This window comes from Aequorivita antarctica (genome assembly GCF_007997155.1).
In the GTDB taxonomy this organism is placed as follows: Bacteria; Bacteroidota; Bacteroidia; order Flavobacteriales; family Flavobacteriaceae; genus Aequorivita; species Aequorivita antarctica.
Map to the genome: position 1 here is coordinate 47,380 of NZ_VORT01000013.1, position 26,703 is coordinate 74,082.

The following is a 26,703-nucleotide window of genomic DNA, read 5'->3' on the forward strand; positions in this document are numbered from 1 at the left end:
TTTTTTACTGACCACAGACTAAAGATCATACTGTTTTATCTTCCGGTAAAGTGTTCTTTCAGAAATGCCCAACTCGTCTGCTGCATCCTTTCGTTTTCCGTTGTATTTTTCGAGGGATTTCTTAATGAGCTCCAATTCCTTTTGCTGAAGGGAAAGGTTTTCCTCCTCCTCAATTTCCTCGGCATATTCGTATTTGTCTTTTCTGGATTCAGAAGCATTTTCGGGAATACTGAAAACTTCAACATCGGTTTGCGTTCCGTTGTTTTCTTCCTCTATTATTGAAGCCAATTCTTCTTCAGCATCGTTATCATCGGAATAAATTTTATTGATAAGTGACGATTGTTCCTCTTTAACCTTAGCTGCGTTGCCAGTTTTCATCAGTTCCAATGTAAGCTTTTTCAAATCGTTTACATCGCGTTTCATATCAAAAAGCACTTTGTAAAGAATCTCGCGTTCACTGCTGAAATCGCTTTCGGATTTTTTGGCATTTACAATTGCGGGTAGGTTGCTGCCCATATCCGGTAAATAATGCTTTAAAGTTTCATATGAAATTTCGCGGTTCTGCTCTAAAACTGAAATCTGTTCGGCAACGTTCCGCAGCTGACGAATGTTTCCACTCCAGCGGTATTTTAGCAAGAGATCTGTGGCTTGCTCGCTCAATCGGATAGTAGGCATTTTATATTTCTGCGCAAAATCCGCCGCAAATTTTCTGAATAGCAGGTGTATGTCTTCCTTTCTTTCCCGAAGCGGTGGCAAGTTGATTTCTACAGTGCTCAATCTGTAATAAAGGTCTTCTCGGAACTTTCCTTTTTCGATTGCTTCCACCATTTTCACATTGGTTGCAGCCACAATCCGAACGTCCGTTTTCAGCGCAGCGGAAGACCCCACTTTTAAAAATTCGCCATTTTCCAAAACCCTTAATAGCCGAACTTGTGTTGGCAAGGGCAATTCGCCAACTTCATCAAGGAAGATGGTTCCGCCATCGGCTACTTCAAAATAACCGCTTCTCGCTGCCGTGGCACCCGTAAATGAACCTTTTTCGTGACCGAAAAGTTCGCTATCAATCGTTCCTTCAGGAATGGCCCCACAGTTAACTGCAATGTATTTCCCGTGCTTTCTGTGCGAAAGAGAATGGATTATTTTCGGAATACTTTCTTTACCCACGCCGCTTTCACCAGTAACCAATACCGAAATATCAGTTGGGGCAACCTGTATTGCTTTTTCTACGGCACGGTTCAGTTTTGGGTCGTTGCCTATTATGCCGAATCGTTGTTTTGTTGCTTGTATGCTTTCCATAAATTACCCTGCGAAACCAGGGGTTTAATGTTTATAATTAATAATAATCGTAGGTCAATTCTTCAATAAGCACATTGTTCTTTTTAATCACTGCGCTTGTTGGGTAACCATCTGCATTGTAAACTGTTGTTTTGGTTTTCACATAGCTAGAGTCTGGTGTAGAACTATTATAAGTGACTTGTGTATAATTATTCTTTGAAAAATAATTATGTCTATTAAACAAACTAAGATGATCGCCAATAGTAGCGTTTAAGTAATTATTTTCAACACAGTCATATAAAGGATTTATGCCTTCATCGTATTCAAAAGTATAAGTTTCCACAAATCCATTACTTCGGTTTTGATTAATGAGGTCTATATTATCGCCAGAATATTCAATGATTTGTGTAGATGTTCCTGTATCAGTACTAACGTAGTTTTTTATAATTTTCCCTTCAGCGTTATAGTATATTTCTCCGTAAATTGATGATTGCTGAAATGTAATTTTATCGGCTTCTTTAGTGTAATCTCGAACACTTATAACTTCGCCGACACCATTTTTAAAAGAAATGTTATCAATATTATTGCTTGAATCGTAAGCAAAAATGTCTTGTCGATTTTTAGTTCCATCACCATAAAAGTGATTTTTTTCACTAATTACTCCTAAACTATTGTAGGTATACATCCAGTAGAATGACAAGTCTTGGTAGATCGTACTTTCGCTAAGAGTTTGTCCAGATTCATCAAATAACCTTTCTAAAGTATAATTGTCTGTACTTTGATTAAAATAGAAATTTTGGCTAAACTTCTTGATTTTTAATTCCTGTGGTCCAGCGGGTGGCCCATCGGGATCGTTATCATTATTAGAGCACGCTATCAACAATAAACTTGCAGTAAAAAGAAATAGAATACGTTTCATACTTTATTGTTTTTATGGTTAATAATATTCGTAGATTAATTCTTCAATTAACACGTCGTCCTTTTTAACTACTGCGCTTATTGGGTAACCGTCATTATTATATATTGTATTTTTAGTTATTATATAATTTTCCGAAGGCTCACTGCTTGTAAAGATGATTTTGGTAATATTATTTGGTGAAAAAAACAAAGAATATTTTGACAGCAACCCACCATCTCTCCAAACTGTATTAAAATAATAATCGTGAAATTCCTTGTAAAATGGGTTGGTATTTTCATCATATTCATACTTGTAGTCGTGCTGGGTAGAACCACTAGTGAAATTTATCTGCATTATGTTTGAAGCACTATCATAGGTAATGAGTTCTTCGCTCACCACTCCCAGATCGCCTATATAGTTTATTGCGTTTAAATTTCCAGCAGCATCATAATAAAATTCCTTTTTTACATCTCCAGGGGAATACCATTGCGCAATGATTTGATTTGTTTGATGGGTGAATCTCAAAGAATCTTCATAAACTCCGTTGCTGTCCTGGTCCATAAATAGATAGCTTAGCTTATTTTCTTCATTGTATATATATTTTTCAACAATATCTACGGGATAATTTAGATATTTTCGTGATTTTTTTGCTACTTGGCCTAAGGTGTTATAACTGGAATTCCATTCGTAGTCGCCAAAAATATCAATTATGTGGTCTTTTGTTTTTTTACCGTTTTCGTCAAAATAATATTCTATCAAGTGGCCGTCCTGATTTCCATTTGCATCAAAAGAGATACTCGTATATTTCTTGATTTTCAGTTCCTGTAGAGCCCCAGAACCATTATCATCATTAGAACACGCCAAAAAAAACAAACTTGCTGTAAAAAGAAAGAAAATACGTTTCATGATATTTTGGTTTTATGAATGCCCCACGGCCTCGCCAATCAAAGTAGCAGTGGTGCAATTGGTTATTTTTACTTTTACAAAATCTCCGGGGTTATAATTTTTCTTCGGAAAAACCGCAACATTGTTATGCTCCGTTCTTCCGCTCCATTCGTCCTTATTTTTTTTCGATTCTTTTTCAATTAAAACGGTAACTGTTTTTCCTAAAAATTCCGCGGTGCGAATCGCGCTATGCTTTTGTTGCTGATCCACAATTTCGGTCAATCTTCTGCTTTTTGTTTCTTCCGATACATCGTCTTCCAGTTTTCGGGCGGCCATGGTTCCAGGTCTTTCGGAATATTTGTACATATAGCCAAAACCGTATTTCACATATTCCATCAAGCTCAAGGTTTCTTGATGGTCTTCCTCGGTTTCAGTTGGAAAACCAATAATCATATCTTGCGAAATGGAGCAATCTGGAATGATTTCCCAAATCCGGTCAATCAACTTCATATATTCCTCCCGCGTGTGTTGACGGTTCATTTCCTTCAGTATTCGCGTGCTTCCACTTTGAACAGGAAGATGGATATGGTTGCAGATGTTGTCGTGTTTCGCCACAATATGCAAAACTTCTTCGTGCATATCCTGTGGGTTGCTGGTTGAAAAACGAATGCGCATTTTTGGATGGGCTGTTGCTGCCATATCAAGCAATTGGGCAAAATCGGTGGCAGTGGCTTGTTGCATTTCCGAAGCACTTTTGAAATCTTTTTTCAAACCGCCACCATACCAAAGGTAACTGTCCACATTTTGGCCAAGCAATGTGATTTCTTTATAACCTTTTTCGGCCAAATCGTTTATTTCATTTAAAATACTCTGAGGGTCGCGGCTGCGTTCACGACCACGAGTGAAAGGCACTACACAGAAAGTACACATATTGTCGCACCCACGGGTAATGCTTACATAAGCGGTAATTCCGTTGCCGCCTAGGCGTACAGGTGAAATATCGCCATAGGTTTCTTCTTTTGAAAGGATTACATTAACGGCATCTCGGCCTTCTTCTACTTCTTTCAATAAATTTGGGATTTCTTTATACGCATCAGGGCCAACCACTAAATCGACGATTTTTTCTTCTTCTAGGAATTTTTCCTTTAAGCGTTCCGCCATACAGCCCAAAACACCAACTTTCATTTTTGGATTGATTCGTTTTACGGCATTGTATTTTTCCAAACGTTTGCGAACGGTTTGTTCGGCTTTATCGCGGATAGAGCAGGTATTTACCAAAACCAAATCTGCTTCTTCCAATAAATTAGTAGTATTGTAGCCTTGGTCTGCAAGTATGGAAGCAACGATTTCGCTGTCGCTAAAATTCATTGCGCAGCCGTAGCTTTCTATATAAAGTTTTTTTGAATTATCTTCCTTGGCATCAAGAACCAAAGTATTTCCTTGTTTATTTTCGTCTATAATCTTTTCCATGGAAATTTTAAAATTGTAATCGCAGTCAATAACTTGACCATTGAACCCACAAAGATACAATTTTAAGCAACGGTGACAAAGTGGCAGATTTCTTTTTCATAGATTTGTGAATTAACTAAAATTCAAATAATATGGAGCCACACATATTTCAGAAAATTGAAACCGCCAAATCGCCTGATTTTGGAGGTATTTTGTCTAAAAGTTTTGAGCTTTTCAAAAAAGTATGGGTTGAGGGAATGCTGCACCTGCTCGTAACATTGGCGATTATTTTGCCTTTTTTGGCAATGCTTTACATTCCTTTTATAGCAATTTTAATTAAAGCCGAAGCCAACGGCGGCCGGCCAGATTTCAACCCCTTTTTGGAATATTCTGTGGCGTGGATAGCAATCTATATCGTCGCGTTTTTGGTGGTGATGATAATCATCCAAACAATTGCGTATGCAATAACCGCTCATTTTTTTAAGGTTTTAAAAAAAGCAGATACCGGTATTCCCTTAGAAACCGGCGGCTATTTTGATTATTTAAAAAACCACTTTCAAAAAATACTTGTATTGTCGCTTGCCGCATTTGGAATCACACTTTTAGCAGCAATTTTATGTTACCTGCCTATCTTTTACGTGATGGTGCCTTTGCAAATTATGTTTGTTATTTTTGCTTTTAACCCGCAATTATCAGTTTCTGAAATTGTTAAGACAGGTTTCAAACTTGGCAATAGATTTTGGCTAATTGCCTTTGGTTTAATCATTGTTTCATCTTTGATTGCGCAAGCGGGAATTATTTTATGCGGAATAGGACTTTTGGCAACGGCCTTTTTTACTCATATTCCGATGTATTATTTTTACAAGGAAACCATTGGTTTTGATGAAGAGTTGCAGGAAGATTTACCAGCAGGTTCATTTTAATTATTAGTTGAAATTAAATCATTTTAAGGTTGAAAATCTACCACTCCCAAAGCTTCGGGAGTGGTAGGAAAATTTTCTTTAATTTTCAAATTTTACAACCTTAATCATTGTTATTAAAAAATTCATATACTTTTGCAATCACAATAATATAGGATATGGCAAAGAATTTAGTGATAGTTGAGTCCCCAGCAAAAGCAAAAACCATTGAAAAATTTCTTGGGAAAGATTTCAAGGTTTCCTCCAGTTTTGGGCACATTGCAGATCTTCCGTCCAAGGAATTGGGGGTAGATGTAGAAGGGGATTTCACACCTAAATATATAGTGAGTAGTGATAAGAAGAAGCTGGTGGCAGAGTTGAAGGCCCTTTCCAAAAAAGCCGATATGGTTTGGTTGGCGAGTGATGAGGACCGAGAAGGAGAAGCCATTGCATGGCATCTTGCCGAAGAACTGAAACTGGATAAAAACAAAACCAAGCGAATTGTTTTTCACGAGATTACCAAAACAGCAATCTTAAAAGCCATTGAAAATCCACGTCAAATAGATTATAATTTGGTAAATGCCCAGCAAGCACGCCGCGTTTTGGACCGTTTGGTTGGTTATGAACTTTCACCCGTACTTTGGAAAAAAGTAAAAGGTGGGCTTTCTGCTGGGCGTGTACAATCAGTAGCCGTGCGATTGATTGTAGAGCGCGAAAGAGAGATTGAGGTGTTCAATCCTATTGGTTCATATAGAATTGACGCTGAATTTACCACCTTGGACGGCAGCAAATTCAAAGCAAAACTTCCAAAGAATTTTGATACTGAAAAAGAAGCCCACGAATTTCTTCGGAAGAACTTAGGAGCTTCCTATAAAATTTCAGATTTAACAAAAAAGCCTGCCAGCAAATCGCCGGCAGCGCCTTTTACAACTTCAACCTTACAACAGGAAGCAGCGCGAAAATTATATTTTTCGGTGGGCAAAACGATGACGATTGCACAGCGTTTGTATGAAGCGGGTTTTATAACCTATATGCGTACCGATAGTGTGAATCTTAGTAACGATGCTAAAAGTGCCGCGCAAAAGGAAATTACGCATTCCTACGGAAAAGAATACAGCAAGCCCCGCGATTATAAAGGTAAAAGCAAAGGCGCACAGGAAGCTCACGAGGCCATCCGCCCAACAGACATGAGTCTTCATAATATTACTGGCGATAATGACCAAGCGCGTTTGTACGATTTAATTTGGAAACGAACGTTGGCTTCACAAATGAGCGACGCCGCCTTGGAGCGAACCAACGTAAAGATTGACGTGCTATCCAAAGAAAAAGTTTCGGAAAACTTCACTGCGAATGGTGAAATGATAAAGTTTGACGGTTTCCTAAAAGTGTATTTGGAAGGAACCGATTTTGAGGAGGAAGAGCAAGAAGGAATGTTGCCAAATATGAAGAATGGCGATTCACTTGAAAATAACTACATAACAGCTACCGAGCGATTTACGCGTCCGCCGTATCGATACACCGAGGCTTCTTTGGTAAAACAATTGGAAGAGCTTGGCATTGGCCGACCATCAACATATGCGCCAACTATTTCTACCATTATTAGCAGAAATTATGTTGAAAAGGGAACTGTGGAAGGTGTGGAGCGAAAATATATACAACTTACGCTTCAAAAAGAAAATATTAAAGACAAAACCTTGACCGAAACCGTTGGTTCAGATAAAGGAAAATTGGTTCCAACAGACATTGGGATGATTGTGAATGACTTTTTGGTAGAACACTTTGAAAGTATTCTCGATTACAACTTCACGGCAAAAGTAGAGCAGGATTTTGACGATATTGCCGAAGGAAAAGAGGAATGGACCAAGATGATGAAGAATTTTTATGCCGATTTCCATCCACAGGTTGAACATGTGGAAGAGAATGCTGAGCGCGAAAGTGGCGAGCGCTTTCTTGGCGAAGATCCTGCAACTGGTAAAACTGTATTGGTTCGTTTGGGGAAATATGGCCCAATGGCACAGATTGGTGCACCGGACGATGAAGAGAAAAAATTTGCTAGCCTTCGTCCAGATCAGCAATTACATTTGGTTACTTTTGAAGAAGTAATGGATCTTTTTAAACTTCCAAAGACTTTAGGTGTCTATGACAATGAGGAAGTTGAGGTAAATAACGGTCGTTTTGGCCCTTATGTTCGCCTAGGAAAAACCTTTATTTCGCTTCCGAAGGGAATGGATCCTTTGGAGGTGGATATGGCTTTCGCAAAAGAACTAATTGAAGAAAAGAAAAAAGCCGACGCTCCTATATATTTGTATGAGGATCTGCCAGTTCAAAAAGGCGTGGGGCGTTTTGGGCCTTTCATAAAATGGAATAATATGTTCATTAACGTGAACAAAAAATACGATTTTGACAATCTTTCAAAAGAAGATGTAAAAGACCTTATTGAAGACAAGAAACAAAAGGAGATCGATAAGCTTATCAATGAATGGCCGGAAGAAAAAATACGTATTGAAAAAGCCCGTTGGGGTCGTTTTAACTTAATTAAAGGCAAAACAAAGGTGGAATTGCCAAAAGGCACTGAAGCAGATAAGATAACGTTAGAAGAAGCTAAAGACTTGTTGGCGAAGAAAAGCCCAAAAAAGAAAGCTGCCGCTAAAAAGAAAACCACAGCCAAGAAAAAATAATGATAGAATTTTTATCCCCAGTTTCTAAAAAAGTATTGGCGCATCGGGAAATTCTACCTATCGGAACTTTGGGTAAGCAAATTGAAGTCCATTCTAAAAAAGGGGAATTACCCAATTTGAAAGACGTAAAGTTTGCGATTATCGGAATTAATGAAAACCGTGCTGATGTAAATTTTATTGGGGGAGAAATTTCTTTTGACCCCTACAGAAAAGCGCTTTATTCCTTATATCCCGGAAATTGGAATTATAAAATAATTGATCTTGGAGACATTGAAAAAGGCGAAACGGTCGAAGATACCCGCTTTGCTGCCACAGAAGTTATAGCAGCACTTCTCATAAAAAATATCACTCCGCTCATTCTTGGGGGAAGTCAGGACATGGCATATGCACAATATCGCGCTTATGATGGAATAGGCGAAATGGTAAATATTGTTAATGTTGACAACCGCTTTGATCTTGGAAATGCAGACATGCCCATCTCCAATAAATCATATGTTGGAAAAATGGTGGTTGACAAGCCTTATAATCTTTTTAATTATAGTACTTTGGGCTATCAATCTTTTTTCAACGCACCGCAGGAAATAGCTTTGATGGACAAATTATTTTTTGATGCATACAGATTAGGTGAAATTTGTGCAGATATCTCGGTGGTAGAGCCTATAATGCGAGATGCCGATATGGTGGCATTAGATGTTGCCGCAATAAAAAGCGCAGAATTAAGTTATAAAAACAACGATAGTCCCAATGGTTTTGATGGACGTGAAATTTGCGCCATTTCCCGATACGCTGGCATCAGCAATAAAGTAAAATCTTTTGGCGTTTATGAATTAAGCGATTCCATTGAAAGTAAAAGTGGCGCAATGCTCGTGGCGCAAATACTTTGGTACTTTGTTGAGGGATTTAATTTTAGAGTTGAAGATGATGATTTTGATAATGAAAAACTCTTTACTTCGTATAAAGTTCCAATAGAAGATGATGTATTGGAATTCAAAAAAAGCAATAAAACAGAGAGATGGTGGATTCTTTTGCCATTTATTTCAAATGTTAATAATAAATTAAAACGTAGAGCGTTATTACCTTGCACTTATGGCGAATATTTGGGTGCATGCAATCAGGAAATTCCTGAGAGGTGGTTAAAGGCCCGCCACAAAAATGAAGTATAATCAAACAAGTCAAGTAAAAACGGGGATCAATGGTTTTTCAAAAAAAAATTGTTTTTTTGAAATTTTATAGATAGGTTTACGCCCTTGAATCTCGAAATTTAACCTAAATACCTATGAAGAAGTTTATTGCATTAACTGCGATCGTTGCCTTTTTATTCAGTTGTAACTCCGGAGACCGGGGAGAGTTGGTTGGGGCAAAAGGTAAAAAATGGTATCCTCAAAAGCCTTACGGAATGACACTTGTCCCAGGTGGATCCTTCCTTATGGGTAAAAGTGATGATGATTTTGTTGCGGTGAATGATGCGCCAACAAAGACCGTTACCGTTCGTTCTTTCTATATGGACGAAACCGAAATCACCAATGCTGAGTACCGCCAATTTGTTAATTGGGTGCGAGATTCTACTGTAAGATTGCGTTTAGCTATTATGGCCGATGAAGTTGGAGCAACTCCTGGTGATGCTGGAGTAGGTGAATTTGCCTTCGTTGATCAAGAAAACGAAGAAATGACTCCTTACCAGCAGTATATGTATGATAATTACTTCGGTATGGGTGAAGACTACTATGCTGGAAGAAAATTGAACGACAAAGTAGATTTAATTTGGGACACTGCTGAGTATCCAGACGAGTACTATTCTGAAGTAATGGACACGATGTACATTCCAGCAGAAGAAGCCTACAACGGGCAGCGCACAATTGACGTAAGTAAATTGAATTTTCAATATACATATATGGATATTGAATCTGCTGCGCGAGACAAAACTAAGAGACGAAAAGACTTCATCAAAAAAGAAGAATTGAATATCTATCCTGATACTACAGTTTGGATAAAGGATTTTAATTATTCCTATAATGAACCAATGCACAACGACTACTTTTGGCACGAAGCTTATGGCGATTATCCAGTGGTAGGTGTTACCTGGAAACAGGCAAAAGCATTCTGTGCTTGGAGAACTTTATATAAAAACTCATACCAAAAATCAAAAAAGCAAAATTTTGTAAATTCGTTCCGTCTTCCAGGGGAAGCAGAATGGGAGTATGCAGCTCGAGGTGGTCTGGAATCAGCAACTTATCCTTGGGGTGGTCCTTACGCTAAAAACGATCGAGGCTGCTTTATGGCTAACTTTAAGCCACTACGTGGTGATTATGCAGCAGACCAAGCGTTATACACTGTTGAGGCTAAATCTTATGAGCCCAATGATTTTAACCTTTATAATATGTCAGGAAATGTTTCGGAATGGGTAGCTTCTTCTTATGACCCCGCTTCTTATGATTACACTTCTACTATGAACCCAAATGTGAACGATCCAGATAACATGCGAAAAGTAGTTCGTGGCGGTTCCTGGAAAGACGTGGCTTATTTTCTTCAAGTAAGTACACGTGACTATGAATATGCAGATTCAGCGCGAAGCTATATTGGTTTTAGGACTGTACAGGATTATATGGGTACCGATATTACCTTAAATCAAAACTTTGGCGACGCACGCTAAAAAAATCTCATAATAATCCAAATCAACATTAAATATTTAACCTTAACTAAAATACCTCAATTAAAAAACTAATTAATTATGGCACAATCAAGATCATCTAAAAAACTATTTAACATGGCCTACGGCCTTGGGGCATCCATTGTAATTTTAGGAGCACTTTTTAAAATTCTTCACTGGGAACTAGGTCCTTTAAACGGAGGTATTCTTTTGGCAGTTGGACTTATCACTGAGGCAATAATTTTCGCAATCTCTGCTTTCGAACCAGTAGATGACGATTTAGATTGGTCTTTGGTTTATCCTGAATTAGCAGGTGGTGCATTGCAGGACAGAAAGAAAAAAGAGCCAGAAGACGCACAAGGAATTTTGTCTAAAAAACTAGACGAAATGCTTAAAGATGCACGCATCGATTCAGAATTGATGAACAGTCTTTCTACTAGCATCCGTTCTTTTGAAGGTGCTGCTAAAGGTATGGCTCCTACCGCAGAAGCTATGAGCTCCACGAAAAAGTACAGCGAAGAAATGGCACTTGCCGCAGCTCAGATGGATTCATTGAACAGTTTGTATAAAGTACAGATCGAGTCAACAAGCCGCCAAGCAGAAGCCAACGAAAGGGTTGCTGAAAACGCGGAACAGCTTAAACAACAAATGCAGCACTTGGCTACCAACCTTTCATCTTTGAATGGTGTTTATGGAGGTATGCTTTCTGCAATGACTAATAGAAACTAGATAGGTTTTCACCTTAATTATTAATCTTTAAAAAAGAATAAAAATGGCAGGAGGAAAACTATCCCCAAGGCAGAAGATGATTAACCTGATGTATCTGGTTTTCATTGCAATGCTTGCATTAAACATGTCCAAAGAAGTATTATCTGCTTTTGGATTATTAAACGAAAAAATAGAAGGTGCTAACGTTTCAACATCCCAGCGCAATCAGGCTTTTATGGATGGGTTAGCTGTTAAGGCTACAGATGAACCTGCGCAATACGCAGCGGTTAAAGCAAAAGCAGATGAAATTTCTCAAATTTCTGATGATTTGGATGCTTATATCTCAACTCTTAAATCTGCTTCTATTGAAAAATTAGAAGACCCTTCAGATTATGAGGTAATGGATAAAGCAGACTTTTTTGACCAACGTTTCTTTCAAGGAGACAACTATAAACCAGAAGGTCAGGAATTTTTAGATAAAATAAATGCATATCGTACAGAGATGATGACTATATTATCTGATACTGCTTTAGCTAAAGTAGCTGGAATTGCAGATATAAAAAAGTCTATTGAATCTAATTTCGCTACTTCGGAAGTAACGAATCGTGATGGTAAAAAAGTTGAATGGTTAAATTATAACTATGAAGGATTTCCTTTAGTAGCATCTTTAACAAAATTGACACAGATTCAAGCTGATATTAAGACTACTAAAAGTGAAGTTTTACAAAGAATGTTATCTGGACAACAAGCAGCAGCATTGTCTTTTAGTAATTATTCAACCTTATTGGAAACTTCAAAGTCTGCATATTATTCAGGTGAAAAATTTGATGGCGCTATTGTATTAGGCCGTACCGATGAGAGTACAAAGCCTAACAAGGCTGAGCTTACTTTAGATGGAAGAAAACTTGTAGAGGGTTCAGATTATACCTTTGAAGGTGGTAGAGTAAAAATGAATGTAAATGCTGGATCACCTGGAGATCATAAAATTGAAGGAATTCTGTTCTACGGTGAAGGTGGTGAATTAACGGAAGTAGAAGTAAACCGTTCTTTCGCAACAATTTCTTTACCTAATTCAGCAGTAATTGCTGCAGATAAGATGAACGTAGTTTATCGTGGCGTAGATAACCCAATGACGGTTTCTATTCCTGGTATTCCTGACAATAAGGTAAACGCATCGGCACCTGGTCTTTCAAAAGTTTCTGGAAGCAAATATGTTATGCGTCCTGGAGCTGGTAGAACAGTTATGATTTCGGCTAATGGAACATTGCCAGATGGCAAACCAGTAGGTTCAAAATCTGAATTCCGTATCAAAGATATTCCACCACCAGTTGGTGCAATTCGTGGAGAAACTGGAATTGTTCGTATGGAACGTGGAGGTCTTGAAATCTCAACTGTTTCTGCAGTATTGCAAGATTTTGATTTTGAATTGAATATTAACGTAACAGGCTTTAGTTTTAAAGTTTCAGGGCAACCAACTGTTAAAGTAAACGGAACAAGATTAGATGCGGCGGCTAAAGGTGCTTTAAGAAGAGCACAGCGAGGTGATGCAGTTCAAATTTTTGACATAAATGCAAACCTTGCTGGAAACTCAGGTTACATGTTGAAAAAGATTTCTCCTGTAATTATTGAATTGACAAATTAATATTTAGTATAAAACCCTTATCGGTATGAATATGAAAAATGTTGTTTTATGTGTTTTAGGCCTTGGAATGGCTACCAGTGCTTCTGCACAGTTAAACATTCTTAATGCCAAAACCCCAGAGGATATAGGCAAAAAGACCGAAGCACAGATTGCTTATGACAATGATACCCCGTTACCTTATGGGTATACGGACGAGCGCGATGTGTTGTGGTCCAAAACCACATGGGAAATTATTGACCTTGATGAAAGAGTCAATTTCCCACTGTATTACCCTATTGATACAAATAACATTGGTGCAGACAGACGTTCCCTTTACGATGTTTTGGTAAAAAACATCAAAAATGGAAAAATTGAAAGCGTTTATGCAGATTCATACTTTACTGAAAAACGTACTTTGAAGGATATTGAAGCTTCTTTGGTTTATAGTGACACTACTGATTTAGGTATTGAACAATATAACGCAGAAGGAACAGTAGATCCGCAATATGTGCGTAATTTTTCTTTGGATGCGGGTGATATTGAGGAATGGCACATTAGAGGCTATTGGTATTTAGACAAACGCCAAGGCGAGCTTAAATACCGAATGTTGGGTATTTGCCCAGTAGCAAACGAAGCACGATCCAAAGCCTTCCCAGAAGATGGACTTGAATCCAAAGTGGAACTCTTTTGGGTATGGTTTCCTGGAGCACGTGAAGCTTTGCACACAGCAAAGGCATTCAACCGGAAAAATACTTCGCAACCAATATCTTACGATCACTTGTTGAATTCAAGACGCTTTAATGCTGTTATTTATAAAGAAGACAACGTTCAAGGCGACAGAGATGTTAAAAATTACATCAACGACAATGCGCTTATGCAACTGTTGGAATCTGAGCGAATCAAAGAACAAATACGTAATATTGAAATAGATTTGTGGAATTATTAATTAGTTAATGAAACCATAATTTGAAGAAAACCCTTCACGTTCCACATTGGAAACTGAAGGGTTTTTTAATTTCTACTTTCATAGGAAGCTAATAGTTGAAAGTGATAAATATTTTTTTATATTATAAGTATGAAGCAGGTAGATTATATAATTGTTGGTCTTGGCATTGCGGGCATTAGCTTGTGTGAACAGCTTCAAAAGAAAGGCAAGAGCTTTATCATGATTGATAACGGCACAGAAGGGTCTACCGCTAAGTCTGGCGGTGTTTTTAATCCAACCGTTCTTAAACGCTTTACGGCAGCTTGGAATGCTTCAGCATTTTTCCCTTTTGCAGTAAATTTTTATACAGACCTTTCCGAAAAACTTAAACAGAAGATATATACAGAAACGCCAATTTTAAGAATCTTCAGAAATGTGGAAGAACAGAACAATTGGTCAGTTGCAAGTGATAAAAGGGAATTGCAACAATTCCTTTCTTCAGTATTTATAAAGAACACAAACCCCTCAATCAATGCTCCCTTTGGTTTTGGTAAAGTTTTAGGAACAGCTCAGATACATACTAATAACTTACTTTTAGGGTACCGAAATTATTTAAACGACGAAGATTTTTTACTGCCAGAAGATTTTCATTACGAAACGATTGAACAGAGAGAAAACAGTGTGGTTTACAAAAACATTTCAGCTAAAAAAATCATTTTTGCGGAAGGCGCTAAAGTAGTTGATAATCCATTTTTCCCAAAACAGGCTGTCATCGGCAATAAAGGCGAGTACGTAATAATAAAAGCTCCAGATTTAAACTTGGATGAGTTTTTAAAAGGACCAATGTATATTATCCCAATTGGAAACCAGCAATACAAAGTGGGCGCAACCTACAGTCGTGATGATTATAGTACAGAGCCAACGGAAGTGGCAAAAGAGGAAATTCTAACGAAGTTGAAAACATTTATTAATTGCCCTTTTGAAATAGTTGGTCAAACTGCAGGTGTACGTCCAACCACCAAAGATCATCGCCCTTTACTGGGAAGTTTGGAGGAAAACCCAAACTTAATTTTCTTCAATGGCTTGGGTTCACGCGGGTTTATGATGGCGCCGCTACTTTCGGAAATTCTTTTGAAATATTTGGAAGATGATGTGCCACTTCCGCAAGAAATGGACATTCAAAGGATGGTTTTGTGAATAGGTAATCTTTACGTTTTCGCTTTACTTTTATCGTATTTTACAAAAAGATTAATCCAAATATTACGTGAAATCCTTACAATTAAGGGATACAAAATAGCTAGGCATAGCACAATGACTAGAAAAGTATAATTTCTATCTAACCCAATAAAAAAGTAAGAGATAATAAATGCGGCCACAGCAATTCCGGTACCTATGCCGTAACTAACATACATTGCTCCGAAAAAAAAGGAGGGCTCAATTTTGAATTTTTGTCCACAATGACTGCAATGGTCGTGCATTTTCATGATTTTGGAGATTTTATACGGATTGTCTTCCAAATACATTTTGCCTTCGTGACATACCGGACAAGTTCCCGTAAAAATACTGTAGAGTTTAGAGCCTTTAAGTAATTGCATTATTGGTTTTTTTAGCACCACAAAAATAAGCATCTTTGCAAAAATTTCGGGGGTAATTCATATTTCATATTTTATAATCCCGAATTCATAATTAACTAATGATCAATATTCACAATCTTTCGGTTTCCTTTCAAGGCGACTATTTGTTCGAGAAAATCACATTTCAACTAAAACCTGGCGATAGGGTTGGTTTGGTTGGTAAAAATGGTGCGGGCAAATCTACCTTACTGAAAATAATTGCGGGTGAGCAGGAATACGATACTGGACAGATAGCGACCGATAAGGAAATTTCAATTGGTTTCTTAAAACAGGATATAGATTTTGAAAAAGGGCGATCCGTTTTGGAAGAATCCTATGAAGCCTTCACCGAAATAAAAAAACTTGAAAAGCAACTTGAAAATATAAATACCCAACTCGCTGAACGCACCGATTACGAAAGTGAGATCTATCATCAACTGATGGTAGATTTAAATGACATTCAGCACCAATACGAAATTCACGGAGGTTATAACTATCAAGGCGAAACCGAGCGGATTTTACAAGGTTTGGGTTTTCAGCGAGAGGATTTCACCAAGCTTACGGAAACCTTTTCTGGGGGTTGGAGAATGCGTATTGAATTGGCAAAACTCTTGCTTCAAAACAATGATATTCTGCTGCTAGATGAGCCTACTAACCACTTAGATATTGAATCCATACTTTGGTTGGAAGAATTTTTGAAAGGCTACGCCGGTGCCGTTGTAATCGTTTCTCACGATAAAATGTTTTTGGACAACGTAACGAACAGAACCATCGAAATTTCCCTTGGTAAAATTTACGATTTCAACAAACCCTATACACAGTATTTAGTGCTTCGGAATGAATTGCGGGAGCAGCAACTAGCTTCACAAAAAAACCAACAAAAGCAGATTGAACAGACTGAAAAGCTGATTGATAAATTCCGTGCCAAGGCCAGCAAAGCTACAATGGCGCAATCGCTCATAAAAAAACTGGACAAAATTGATCGTATTGAAGTAGATGAAGACGATAATAGTGTAATGACGTTGCGTTTTCCCGTTTCTATCACTCCCGGAAAAGTGGTGATTGAAGCCGATAATATTTCGAAAAGTTACGGTGAAAAAAATGTTTTGAATGGTGTTGATCTATTGGTAGATCGCGACAGTAAAATTGCTTTCGTAGGTCAAAACGGTCAAGGAAAATCTACCTTGGCGAAAATTATTGTTGGTGAAATAGAATACGGTGGCAAAGTTACTTTGGGACACAATGTTCAGATTGGCTATTTTGCCCAAAACCAAGCTGATTACCTAGACGGCAGCAAGACCGTGCTCGACACGATGATTGATGCCGCCAATGAAAAAAACCGAAGCCGTGTACGCGATATATTAGGTTCTTTCCTATTTCGAGGCGATGAGGTTGAAAAGTTTGTCCGTGTACTGAGTGGTGGCGAACGTAACCGTTTGGCTTTGGCAAAACTATTGTTGCAGCCCTTCAACGTTTTGGTGATGGATGAGCCCACAAACCACCTCGACATAAAATCTAAAAATGTATTGAAAAATGCATTGAAAAGTTTTGAAGGAACTTTACTTTTGGTTTCCCACGATCGTGATTTTTTGCAAGGTTTAACTAATAAGGTATACGAATTCAAAGATCATCACATCAAAGAATATTTAGGTGATGTTAATTATTTCCTTGAACAACGAAATCTTGAAAACCTTCGCGAAGCTGAAAAGCGAACAGTTGTTTCCGAAGTAAAGGAAAAGAGAAGCGCTGGGGAAGAATACGAAGTTCAGAAAAAATTGAAATCAGCAAAAAATAAACTGAGCAATGTTGAGGCAGCTATTTCTACTTTGGAAAAGGAAATAGCAGCTATCGATACGGAACTGCTTATCAATTACGAACAAACCATTGCTAAGCCACACTTTTTTGACAAGTATCAGGAAAAGAAGAAGAAGCTTAAAAAGCTGTTGGAAGAGTGGGAAGTACTTCAAGAAACCGTGGAATCCTTATCCTAAAACATCAATTATCTCCAGTATAGCGTCTAACAACTAATAACTAATTGTGTTCGAACATTTTTTTCAATGTCCCCACTGCTGGGAAGAAATATCGATGTTGTTGGATTCTTCTGTCCACCATCAAAAATATATTGAGGATTGTGAAATTTGTTGCAACCCCATAGAGCTTGATGTAACATTTCAAGACGGCGAACTTATTGGCTTTTCAACGAACAGTATAGGTTAGTATGTTTTTATTTTATAAATTTATTGGCATAAACCAAACAAAACTCCCTTATGCTCTCCTCTTTTACCCTTGCTGATAATATTATAGGATTTATTGTGGATGGTCCATATGACGATGTTGCGGTTGAAAGAATACAGACCCAGGTGAAAGAAAAGCTGGAGGTTTTCGACAAGTTAAATTTGTATATCGAAGACACTGTAAACGCAGATATTTCGTTAAAGACAGTTGTGAAGAGCGTTCCCTTTAAGCTTAAAACAGGGAATCGTTTTGATAGGGTTGCGGTAGTTACAGACCGAAAATGGCTCCAAGTTGCAAGTAATATCGAAAAATTATTTTTTAGCGCGGAGATTCGAATTTTTTCAAGCCAGCAGCGGTTGGAGGCTATTCAATGGATAAGTCATTGATCAACTTCTTTTTTCAAAGCATTGTTTTAACTAGGGCATTTTTAAGGCTAATCCATAAAAAGTTGAATACAGATTTGGTTTTGTCACGGTTGGCTTGTGCCGAACCTTCACGGTAATATTCATTTTGTTTCTTAGTATTTTTTGAAACAAAAATATTGGCAATTTCTGAAAGTAATTTATTCTTTCTTTCACCATCTTTTCGCAGTACAATAACCTTAAAATCGGAATAGTTTATTTTCAAATCTGTTTTTGAGGTTTCGCTATTTCCATCGATTGTAAAGTATACTTTGTTCGTTTGGCCTTCAAGTCTTATTTTTAAATTTGGCTCTGTAAAACTGTTCATTTTGTCTGCAGCAAGTTGCCCCACTTCGGCTTTAAAAAGAAATTGATCATGGGGATTTTGAACATCAAAAGTCCAGTCTGCCCATAAGGGAGTCTTGTCCATAAAATCTGCAGTGATTTTTAAATTGGTGTTTTTCGGACTTTTATATGTATTGCTAACGTTTGAAATAGCGACATCCATATTTTTGAAGTTTATGGAGCCACCCATGTTTTCTTGTTTTTCCCTTTCTTCGTAAATTATTTTAGCATCGGAAATGCTTAGGGAATCCACAGTTAATTCAAAAGGCAGATCGCGTAGCATTTTGCTGTAGAGCGGCTTTGTTTTTGGATCATCGGCAACCAATTTGTCCCGAAAAATTTTTAATGAAGGAGCGGCTAAAGTAACTTGCTTGCTTTTCGCGAAAAACCGGCTGTGATTAAAACCAAAGTCAAACTCTTCAATCGAAAGTGACTTTAACGAAAGATCGTAATGATCCCGTTCCTTTGTTATAATTCTGGAAAGTTCGTTTTTGGAATATTTTGTTTTAAGTTGGAGATTTTTAAAAATAGCATTCCGATTTTCTATTGAAAAATCTTCAACGGTTAGGTTTTCATAAGGACTTACTTTAACAAAAACAGTATCACTTTTGGCTTTAAAATCTTTGTATTCGAAAGGAATTTTGCGGACAACGGTTCTGTTGTCAACTTTTATTCCCTCTACTTCAACAGTCAATCCTGTTGAATAAACCTTTAAGGAATCCCCCCCCTTTTCATAGATAGCCAACTTAGTGTTTTTTATTTGAACGCGGTCCACAATAATTGGTTTGTAAATGCTGGCTACTGCTTTGCGCACAGTATCTTTTGAGGCCTTCAACCGATCTTCGTAATAAACTATCTTTGGATTTTCGAGTGAAATAGCTTCCACGTGAATTTCATTATTAAACAAATAGTCCCAATAACTTATGTCCGAAATTTTCAATTTTTCCACATTTATAAAAGTGTGTTTAACACCATTTTCCTTGTTTTTAATGATTAGTGAAGCATTTGTAACAACAAGCGAACCGCCAAAGAACTCCACGGTAATATCATCATAGGCGCGTGCCATGTTTTCGGGCAATCGCTCTTGGATAAATTTTTCGAGCTTGCTTTTTAAAATATTATTGATGGAAACGGAGCCAATAATAAAGACTACCCCTAGGGCGAGTAGCATAAGAATTATTTTTCTGAAGCGTTTGTTCATATTCTAAAGATAACTAAAGATACTAATGCAAAAAGCACGTTGATTAACTCTTTGCAAAAAATTATGTTTTGCGGCTTGTGGGGTTCAAAATCCTTTGTATCTTTGCAGACCAATATTTCTGTCGGCATTATGATCCGAAAGTTAAAAGCTAAAGATGAAATATTGAAAATCCATATCGCGGGATAGAGCAGTAGGTAGCTCGTCGGGCTCATAACCCGAAGGTCATTGGTTCGAGTCCAATTCCCGCTACTAGCAAAACCAAGGCTTCACAGAAATGTGAAGCCTTTTTTTGTGGGGTGGGTACAACATTTATACATTTTGAATAGAATATTTTTAATAATGTCAAAAAATTCTATTTGTTTTTAAATCCTATGAATTTACTTTAAGAATTATCTCTCATATCCCAATAATTTAGCTGAAAAATAATTCAACATTTTTTCCACTTCTGAGTATTTATTTTCACTTACCTGAATATCTGTGAGCCTAGGCAAATGTTTGGCAAAGTAGATGTGGTTATTTGACATTTCAAACAAATTGCTGGCCAGAGCATATGGATATTTAAAAGTTGGATTGATTTCCACGATCACTCCAGCAACCATGTTTATAAGCTGTTTGTAGGTTTTAAAAAACCCCTTCCCATTTTCATCATCTACCTCTTTTGTATGGTATGCCTTCGTACCTTCAGCAATTATAAGGTTATGCAGCTTGCTCTCGTCAACAAATTCGGTGGACGGATTGTCTAAAGATGCCGAAACGAAGGAGTTAATAACTATTTCAAGTTTCTTTTTTGGATCTTCAATATTTAAGGTATTGATTCGGATAAGATAGGAAACCCATTCCCAATACCATGAAACCAAATAGATAAGCAAGAGGTGCTTATTTTCAAAATAACGGTAAATGGAAGCTTCGGTAGAATTCATTTCCTGAGCTAACTTTTTAAAATTAAAAGTCTCAAAACCAACATCTTCAATAAGCAAAATACTATGCTTAATGATATTTCGGCCCAAAGAGGAATCCTGTGGGTCTCTCAAATAAATACCTTCATTTAGAGAAATTTTAATTGCAATTGCCATATAACTATATAAAAAAACAAAGCTAAACAATTTAAAATGATGGCCAAGCATCATTTTAAGATACTTTTACTTTTTTATATGATAGTTTTACTATTATATAAAAAAGTATTTATATATTTGTCTCAGTTAACAAAAATAAAATCCTAAAAAACAAAAATGAAAATTATGAAAACTACATTTCCACTCGCTGTAACTCTTTTACTCACAGCCTCGTTATTATTTTCTTGTAAGGAAGAATCCAAGAAAATGGAAGAGACCGTATCCATACAAGAAACAATTGAAGAACCAGATGTCGTTTCGGATGTTATGACAAAAGAAGATCAAGATAAGCTTACGCCCCAAATGGTTATAGATGACTTTAAGGCTGGCAACGAGCGTTTTGTTAACCAAAAAACCACAAAACGTAATCATGGCGAACAAATACGAAAAACTGCATTGGCTCAATATCCGAAGGCAATTGTATTAAGTTGTGTGGACAGCCGCGTACCCGTTGAAGATTTATTCGACCAAGGTATTGGCGACGTTTTCGTGGGCCGTGTAGCAGGTAACTTTGTAAACGAAGATTTATTGGGAAGCATGGAATTTGCAACCAAAGTTGCTGGAGCCAAGCTTGTGGTTATTATGGGGCATAAGTATTGCGGCGCGGTTAAAGGCGCTATTGACAACGCCGAACTTGGAAACCTAACCGCGATGCTCAAAAATATAAAGCCAGCAGTAAATGCTGTGGCAGAACCACAAGATAAAGCGATTAGGAATTCAAAGAATGATGATTTTGTAGAAGCAGTTTCCAATAAAAACGTACTTCTAAATATTGATAAAACACTTGCGCTAAGCCCCGTATTGGCAGAAATGCAGGAAAAAGGTGAAATCAAGATTGTTGGGGCAACTTATGACTTGTCCACAGGAAAAGTAACTTTCTTTGAATAGATAATATTTAAGAGTGGTCAAAAAAAAATGCATCGAAATTAGATTAGTTTGTTTTTTAGCATTATTGGCCACTCTTTTCCTTTTGCCCCAATTTTAAGTATCAAAAAAACTTTACAAAAAAATTAAAATGAAGAAACACTTTTTTTTTCTGGCTTTGCTATTCCCTTTTTTGGCTATTGGCCAAGACAGTAATTTCGGGAACTGGATTATTTATTTCGGAAATAAAAAAATAGACAACAAATGGAACTTACACCACGAAGTTCAATACAGAAACTATAACGCCATTGGTGATCTTGAACAACTTTTGCTGCGCACAGGCCTTGGCTATAATCTTACGGAAAACAACAACAATTTACTTTTGGGCTACGGCTATATTTTAAGTGAAAACTACATTGGCGCCACCGATGAAAAAAACGTCGTAAACGAACACAGAATCTACCAACAGTTTATTACCCGACAGCAAATAAGCCGCGTAAGTGTTCAACATAGATATAGGTTTGAGCAACGTTTTGTGGAAGATGATTTCAAACTTCGCTTTCGCTATTTTTTAGGCCTAAATGTCCCGTTGAACAATGCTGAAATAATTGATAAAACAATTTATTTTTCTGCCTATAACGAAATTTTTCTGGGTACTGAAAACAACGTTTTCGACAGAAATCGACTTTACTCAGGCTTAGGGTTTAAATTGAATAAATCCTTAAAATTTGAAATTGGTTATATGAACCAGTTCCTTGCCGGTGGCAAAGACCGTGATCAACTAAACCTCATTACCTTTTTTAATTTTTAAACCAGCTTTATGCTAACCAACAAAATAGTAACCCCCTTTCAGAAATTCACCAAAATAGAAAGTTTCAGCGGTATTTTGCTGATCCTTGCTACCGTTATTGCCCTTATTTGGGCCAATTCTCCTTTTTCCGAAAGCTACATTTCACTGTGGAATAGCAAAGTCGGTTTTAGTTTTACGGGCTTTGAGCTATACAAACCCCTATTGCTTTGGATTAATGATTTGTTGATGGCCATTTTCTTTTTTGTAATTGGTCTGGAAATAAAGCGGGAGTTTCTGGTAGGTGAACTCAATTCCACAAAAAAGATGGTGTTTCCTTTGGTTGGCGCTTTGGGCGGGATGCTTTTTCCCGTATTGCTGTTTGTGGTTATAAACAAAAATCCAGAAACTGCAAGTGGTTGGGGGATACCTATGGCTACAGATATTGCCTTCGCCTTGGCCATTCTTAAGCTGCTGGGCAACAAAGTACCTATGGCACTTAAAATTTTCCTTACCGCCTTTGCAATTATAGACGATATGGGCGCAGTACTAATCATCGCCATTTTTTACAGCGGAAATATTGAGATAATGATGGTATTGATTGCCTTAGCGCTTTTGGGTGTGCTCTATTTTCTTTCATATAAAGGTATTTATTCAAAATTTGTACTGCTATTAGTGGGTGCCGTAGTGTGGTTCCTGTTTTTGAAAAGTGGTATACATCCTACCATTGCAGGACTGTTATTGGCTTTTTCAGTACCGCTTCGGCAAAAAATAAACACTGAAACCTTTATAAACTCTCTAAACCAAATTTCTGAAAGAATAAAAAGCAGTTCGCAAGAAACAAAGTCTGTGCTTTCTGAAGTACAAATTGAGGAAATAGACAATCTGGAAGATTGGACGGTAAAATACCAGTCGCCATTGCAGCATTTAGAGCACAGATTGCACGATTGGGTAGCCTATTTTATAATCCCACTTTTTGCATTAGCAAATGCTGGAGTGGTATTTAATACCAATGTTCCGCTGGACCAATCCCTTATCATCACAATTAGTATCTGTTTGGTGGTGGGCAATAGCGTAGGCATTACTAGCTTGGTCTTTTTTGCTAAAAAACTAAAAATAATTACTATGCCCAAGGAAATTAATATGAAGCACATTTTGGGCGTTTCATTTATAGCCGGAGTAGGTTTTACCATGGCAATTTTTATTGCCAGCCTTGCCTTTGCCAATAGTCCAGAATATTTAGACTCAGCCAAAATAGGTATCCTAATAGGCTCTTTGGTCTCAGGGGTTATTGGGTATCTTATCTTGGCGCAAACAGCGAATAAAAATAGAAACACCCAAAAATTATAGTTATGCAAAAATATAAAATACTAATCTTTTAACCATTGCACTAATAGCATTTGTCACCTCTTTGAAAATAGCATCAGCAATGTAGAAAACCAGTTAAACAACCTTACAGACAGGGCCTAATAGTTAGATTCGGGTCTAAACACCAAAATGGAAAAGGTTATCAAGTTAGATTCAGTTATAAATTTGGAAGATCTGAAAATAAAAAAACTGGACTCGCTTGTTAACAATGCTACTTCAAAACTTGATTCTATATGGAAGGAACAAAAATGACAACACTATAATTATGGATACTACACAATTAAAAATAATTGAGACGGTAATAGTGGTTGCAGCGTTTGCATTAACACTCTTTGTGTCAACTAAATTGGTAAATAAAACAGTATCGAAAAATTTGTTGAAAAAAGCGAGAGGCAAAATCATAAAAAAAGTAATTAACCTAATCAACCTTTTGGTTTGTTTAATTTTAATCTTAATCATTTGGGGGGTTGACCAATCAGAATTAGCTGTTTTTATTGGGTCTTTATTAACAGTTTTAGGAATTGCATTGTTTGCCCAATGGTCAATCCTCTCGAATATTACTTCAAGTGTGATTATTTTCTTTAATCATCCTATAAAATTGGACGATACCATTTCAATAATAGATAAGGACTACGAAACCGAAGGAAGGGTGAGCGATATTGGCATTTTCTTCGTTATTCTTAAAACAAAAGAAGGGGAGCAAATAACCATACCCAGCAATGTTTTTATTCAAAAAATGATAAAAAGGAAAATAAATGATTAAGTATATTTCTGTCGTAATGATTTTTTTGTTTTTTGGAAGTTATTCAAATAGCTCATTCGCTCAAAAAAAGTTTGAAAAGGAAAATTGTTTGAAACAAAATGACGTTCCACTTAATCCATTAAATTTTATAGACTCTTTAAGTTTTAATGATAAAGTTAAATGGTATTTGGAAGAAGGGCTGGAGAAGAAAAGTATCGAAGCTAAATTTAAAAGAAACGGAAAAAACACATCTTAAGTTTGATTTTTCTTAAATCAGTTAACTTTAAGTATTAATCAGAAAGAACAAAAGAGCGGGGCGGAAAGCCTTGTTTTGTATTTTTCACTAAAAATAGTGCTTCAGAATATAGAATGGCTTTTTTTAAAAGCTCCAAATTTGGCATATTTTCAAGCCTGATCAAAAAAACAAAGCCGCTTAAAGCGGCTTATATAAGTTCGGTTTTTAAAAATTAGGGGGTTGTGCAACGGTTACCGTTGTTAGCACCAGTTTTTATTTCATAAGTTGGATTATCATTCCAAATATTCCGATTATTAAACATAAAGGCGAAAAGAATTTGGTGTCCAATTTTCCGAAATCAGTTTTCTTAACGCTTTTAAAAAATCCGACATATTTAAATTCGCCAATCGCTCTTAAAAGAAATATTATTGGAATTATCCAACTTCCGTATTTCATAATCCATTCAGGTAAATTATATTCAAAAATTCCAGATTTAAGAACATAAAAAATTCCGAATGCTGTTAATCCAATTCCAACTATCGCACTATCAATTTTTTTCGGATTCAATACTCTTTCTCCGTTTTCTTTGGTTGGTAACGATTTCGCAAAACCAAATTTTCCTCCGTTGACCCAATTGAAATGAATGAGTCCAAGTCCAATTAGTATTATGCTTAATAAAATTGATAAAATCATAGTTTTCATTTTGTTGCTCTCAAATTGGTGCTAACGCCTAAGCTAAGAACAGTACGGGAGCAAACTAGCGTTTGCTTTCCGCCACACTCATGGCAAAATCTTTTTGTTTTGTTTTTTCTTTTCCTTGTTTAAAGCAAATCCCAAAGATTTTGCGGTCTTTATAAATATACACTAACCTTTCGTACAAGCCCGAAGCCCCTATTGTTTATAGGTTGTGTTAGGCAACGTTTTTATTTTCGAAGTGCTTTATTTCGTTCAGCTCCGACTCTTTTGTTTCTTTCTCCTCTTCGATATCATAATCGTCTTGAAGTCCGAGCCAGAACTTGGCTGAATTCCCAAAATATTTACTTAAACGCAAAGCTGTGTCGGCTGTTATTCTGCGATTACCTTTTACGATTTCCGAAATTCGGGTTTGCGGAATTTTCAAGTCTTTGGAAAGTCGGTATGCGGTGATTTCCAATGGCTCAAGAAACTCGTAATTCAAGATTTCTCCTGGATGTACATTTGCTAACTTTTCCATTTTTTACTTTTTAGTGATAATCAATTATTTCCACTTCGCCTGCGTTTCCTTTGTCCCAAATGAAGATAATTCGCCATTGTTTGTTAATCCGAATGCTGTAAAATTCGTTCAATTTTCCAGTCATTTTTTCAAGTCGGTTTGATGGTGGAATTCGCAAATCCGAAATGTCCTGCGAGTTGTTTAACATTCTCAATTTCCGACGTCCAACATTCTGAATTTCAACCGGCATTTTTTTAACTCGGATTCCGTTCCAAATCTGTTCCGTTTCTTTCGAGCCAAAGGAAATAATCATACTATCGCATTACGTTACTAACGCCAAAAGTAAGTATAAAATTTGATTTGACCAAATGTTGCCTAACGTTTATGTATAAGATTAGTTGCGTGTTTAAGCAATTAATTTAGCAAACACAAGCCGAATAGAAAATCCGCGAGGATTTTCAGAATTAGGCGAGAACAAGCAATTACTTATAGCCAATGTGCCTGTTGCACAAGTTACCAATTTTCCTTAATTTCATGGTATGCAAGGAAAAAAGATCTACCAAGAAAAGCTCTTCAACGATTTCCGTTTGAGTGAGCGCGTTCCAGCGCACAATTTTTATCGA

26 protein-coding genes and 1 tRNA gene are annotated in these 26,703 nt (G+C 36.9%); 17 read left to right on the forward strand and 10 right to left on the reverse strand.

Going from position 1 to position 26,703, the window contains the following annotated elements; translation table 11 throughout:
- Window positions 1–18 precede the first annotated feature (18 nt).
- From ESU54_RS15315 to miaB, 4 genes are read right to left on the reverse strand one after another with little or no spacing between them, the layout of a single operon-like run.
- Window positions 19–1,296 carry a sigma-54 interaction domain-containing protein gene (locus ESU54_RS15315; RefSeq protein ID WP_111845107.1) on the reverse strand — a complete coding sequence of 426 codons (1,278 nt, stop codon included), beginning with the start codon at window positions 1,294–1,296 and terminating at the stop codon, window positions 19–21.
- Between the two features lie 37 nt (window positions 1,297–1,333).
- Entirely contained in the window at window positions 1,334–2,194 is an 861-nt protein-coding gene (locus ESU54_RS15320) for a hypothetical protein (RefSeq protein WP_111845106.1), read from the reverse strand.
- Between the two features lie 18 nt (window positions 2,195–2,212).
- Window positions 2,213–3,079 (reverse strand): hypothetical protein, encoded by an 867-nt coding sequence (locus tag ESU54_RS15325; RefSeq protein ID WP_111845105.1) that lies wholly within the window; start codon window positions 3,077–3,079, stop codon window positions 2,213–2,215.
- Window positions 3,080–3,091: 12 nt separating this feature from the next.
- The gene (miaB, locus tag ESU54_RS15330) at window positions 3,092–4,528 is read right to left on the reverse strand and encodes a tRNA (N6-isopentenyl adenosine(37)-C2)-methylthiotransferase MiaB (RefSeq protein ID WP_111845151.1); all 1,437 of its coding nucleotides are present in this window, start codon (window positions 4,526–4,528) and stop codon (window positions 3,092–3,094) included.
- 131 nt (window positions 4,529–4,659) lie between these two features.
- On the opposite strand from miaB, the gene ESU54_RS15335 reads away from it, so the two are divergent.
- From ESU54_RS15335 to ESU54_RS15370, 8 genes are all read left to right on the forward strand, one after another.
- Window positions 4,660–5,430, forward strand: coding sequence for a hypothetical protein (locus ESU54_RS15335; RefSeq protein WP_111845104.1), 771 nt, complete (start codon window positions 4,660–4,662; stop codon window positions 5,428–5,430).
- A 155-nt stretch (window positions 5,431–5,585) separates the two neighbouring features.
- On the forward strand, window positions 5,586–8,084 hold the full coding sequence (gene topA / locus ESU54_RS15340) for a type I DNA topoisomerase (protein WP_111845103.1): 2,499 nt from the start codon (window positions 5,586–5,588) through the stop codon (window positions 8,082–8,084).
- Window positions 8,084–9,247, forward strand: coding sequence for a formimidoylglutamase (locus ESU54_RS15345; RefSeq protein ID WP_111845102.1), 1,164 nt, complete (start codon window positions 8,084–8,086; stop codon window positions 9,245–9,247). Before topA ends, ESU54_RS15345 begins: the two co-directional genes overlap by 1 nt.
- Window positions 9,248–9,360: 113 nt before the next feature.
- Complete coding sequence (porK, locus tag ESU54_RS15350) at window positions 9,361–10,734, forward strand: T9SS ring complex lipoprotein PorK/GldK (protein WP_111845101.1); 1,374 nt, start codon at window positions 9,361–9,363, stop codon at window positions 10,732–10,734.
- A 78-nt stretch (window positions 10,735–10,812) separates the two neighbouring features.
- Window positions 10,813–11,460: a type IX secretion system motor protein PorL/GldL gene (porL, locus tag ESU54_RS15355; RefSeq protein ID WP_111845100.1), complete on the forward strand. Its 648-nt coding sequence runs from the start codon at window positions 10,813–10,815 to the stop codon at window positions 11,458–11,460.
- Window positions 11,461–11,503: 43 nt separating this feature from the next.
- Window positions 11,504–13,081 carry a type IX secretion system motor protein PorM/GldM gene (gene porM, locus ESU54_RS15360; RefSeq protein ID WP_111845099.1) on the forward strand — a complete coding sequence of 526 codons (1,578 nt, stop codon included), beginning with the start codon at window positions 11,504–11,506 and terminating at the stop codon, window positions 13,079–13,081.
- 25 nt (window positions 13,082–13,106) lie between these two features.
- Window positions 13,107–14,006 carry a type IX secretion system ring subunit PorN/GldN gene (porN, locus tag ESU54_RS15365; protein ID WP_111845098.1) on the forward strand — a complete coding sequence of 300 codons (900 nt, stop codon included), beginning with the start codon at window positions 13,107–13,109 and terminating at the stop codon, window positions 14,004–14,006.
- 129 nt (window positions 14,007–14,135) lie between these two features.
- Window positions 14,136–15,182, forward strand: coding sequence for an NAD(P)/FAD-dependent oxidoreductase (locus tag ESU54_RS15370; protein ID WP_111845097.1), 1,047 nt, complete (start codon window positions 14,136–14,138; stop codon window positions 15,180–15,182).
- 11 nt (window positions 15,183–15,193) lie between these two features.
- Here ESU54_RS15370 and ESU54_RS15375 read toward each other — a convergent pair whose 3' ends face one another.
- Window positions 15,194–15,580, reverse strand: coding sequence for a DUF983 domain-containing protein (locus ESU54_RS15375; RefSeq protein WP_111845150.1), 387 nt, complete (start codon window positions 15,578–15,580; stop codon window positions 15,194–15,196).
- A gap of 98 nt (window positions 15,581–15,678) precedes the next feature.
- On the opposite strand from ESU54_RS15375, the gene ESU54_RS15380 reads away from it, so the two are divergent.
- The 3 genes from ESU54_RS15380 to ESU54_RS15390 are packed head-to-tail and all read left to right on the forward strand — an operon-like array spanning window position 15,679 to window position 18,219.
- A complete protein-coding gene (locus ESU54_RS15380) occupies window positions 15,679–17,589 on the forward strand; it encodes an ABC-F family ATP-binding cassette domain-containing protein (RefSeq protein WP_111845096.1) in 1,911 nt (636 codons plus the stop codon).
- A 46-nt stretch (window positions 17,590–17,635) separates the two neighbouring features.
- On the forward strand, window positions 17,636–17,815 hold the full coding sequence (locus tag ESU54_RS15385) for a CPXCG motif-containing cysteine-rich protein (protein ID WP_111845095.1): 180 nt from the start codon (window positions 17,636–17,638) through the stop codon (window positions 17,813–17,815).
- 50 nt (window positions 17,816–17,865) lie between these two features.
- The gene (locus ESU54_RS15390; protein WP_111845094.1) at window positions 17,866–18,219 is read left to right on the forward strand and encodes a SpoIIAA family protein; all 354 of its coding nucleotides are present in this window, start codon (window positions 17,866–17,868) and stop codon (window positions 18,217–18,219) included.
- A gap of 13 nt (window positions 18,220–18,232) precedes the next feature.
- Here ESU54_RS15390 and ESU54_RS15395 read toward each other — a convergent pair whose 3' ends face one another.
- On the reverse strand, window positions 18,233–19,750 hold the full coding sequence (locus ESU54_RS15395) for an AsmA family protein (RefSeq protein ID WP_146744013.1): 1,518 nt from the start codon (window positions 19,748–19,750) through the stop codon (window positions 18,233–18,235).
- A 206-nt stretch (window positions 19,751–19,956) separates the two neighbouring features.
- Here ESU54_RS15395 and ESU54_RS15400 point away from each other — a divergent pair.
- A tRNA-Met gene (locus ESU54_RS15400) sits at window positions 19,957–20,029 on the forward strand.
- A 140-nt stretch (window positions 20,030–20,169) separates the two neighbouring features.
- Here ESU54_RS15400 and ESU54_RS15405 read toward each other — a convergent pair.
- Window positions 20,170–20,853, reverse strand: a complete 684-nt coding sequence (locus ESU54_RS15405; RefSeq protein ID WP_111845091.1) for a TetR/AcrR family transcriptional regulator — start codon at window positions 20,851–20,853, stop codon at window positions 20,170–20,172.
- Window positions 20,854–21,018: 165 nt separating this feature from the next.
- Here ESU54_RS15405 and ESU54_RS15410 point away from each other — a divergent pair, with 165 nt between their 5' ends.
- The 5 genes from ESU54_RS15410 (at window position 21,019) to ESU54_RS15430 (ending at window position 24,909) form a co-directional block, all read left to right on the forward strand.
- On the forward strand, window positions 21,019–21,780 hold the full coding sequence (locus tag ESU54_RS15410; RefSeq protein WP_111845149.1) for a carbonic anhydrase family protein: 762 nt from the start codon (window positions 21,019–21,021) through the stop codon (window positions 21,778–21,780).
- Window positions 21,781–21,907: 127 nt separating this feature from the next.
- Window positions 21,908–22,567 carry a DUF2490 domain-containing protein gene (locus ESU54_RS15415; protein WP_111845090.1) on the forward strand — a complete coding sequence of 220 codons (660 nt, stop codon included), beginning with the start codon at window positions 21,908–21,910 and terminating at the stop codon, window positions 22,565–22,567.
- Window positions 22,568–22,576: 9 nt separating this feature from the next.
- Entirely contained in the window at window positions 22,577–23,893 is a 1,317-nt protein-coding gene (gene nhaA, locus ESU54_RS15420) for a Na+/H+ antiporter NhaA (protein ID WP_111845089.1), read from the forward strand.
- 283 nt (window positions 23,894–24,176) lie between these two features.
- A complete protein-coding gene (locus ESU54_RS15425) occupies window positions 24,177–24,674 on the forward strand; it encodes a mechanosensitive ion channel domain-containing protein (RefSeq protein ID WP_111845148.1) in 498 nt (165 codons plus the stop codon).
- Window positions 24,667–24,909: a hypothetical protein gene (locus ESU54_RS15430; protein ID WP_111845088.1), complete on the forward strand. Its 243-nt coding sequence runs from the start codon at window positions 24,667–24,669 to the stop codon at window positions 24,907–24,909. Before ESU54_RS15425 ends, ESU54_RS15430 begins: the two co-directional genes overlap by 8 nt.
- Window positions 24,910–25,161: 252 nt before the next feature.
- Here the strand turns inward: ESU54_RS15430 and ESU54_RS15435 are convergent, their stop codons facing one another.
- The 3 genes from ESU54_RS15435 to ESU54_RS15445 all read right to left on the reverse strand — a co-directional run bounded on the left by ESU54_RS15435 (window position 25,162) and on the right by ESU54_RS15445 (window position 26,393).
- The gene (locus ESU54_RS15435) at window positions 25,162–25,581 is read right to left on the reverse strand and encodes a DUF3995 domain-containing protein (RefSeq protein ID WP_111845147.1); all 420 of its coding nucleotides are present in this window, start codon (window positions 25,579–25,581) and stop codon (window positions 25,162–25,164) included.
- Window positions 25,582–25,798: 217 nt separating this feature from the next.
- Window positions 25,799–26,101, reverse strand: a complete 303-nt coding sequence (locus ESU54_RS15440) for a HigA family addiction module antitoxin (protein WP_111845087.1) — start codon at window positions 26,099–26,101, stop codon at window positions 25,799–25,801.
- A gap of 10 nt (window positions 26,102–26,111) precedes the next feature.
- Window positions 26,112–26,393: a type II toxin-antitoxin system RelE/ParE family toxin gene (locus tag ESU54_RS15445; RefSeq protein WP_111845086.1), complete on the reverse strand. Its 282-nt coding sequence runs from the start codon at window positions 26,391–26,393 to the stop codon at window positions 26,112–26,114.
- Window positions 26,394–26,703 lie beyond the last annotated feature (310 nt).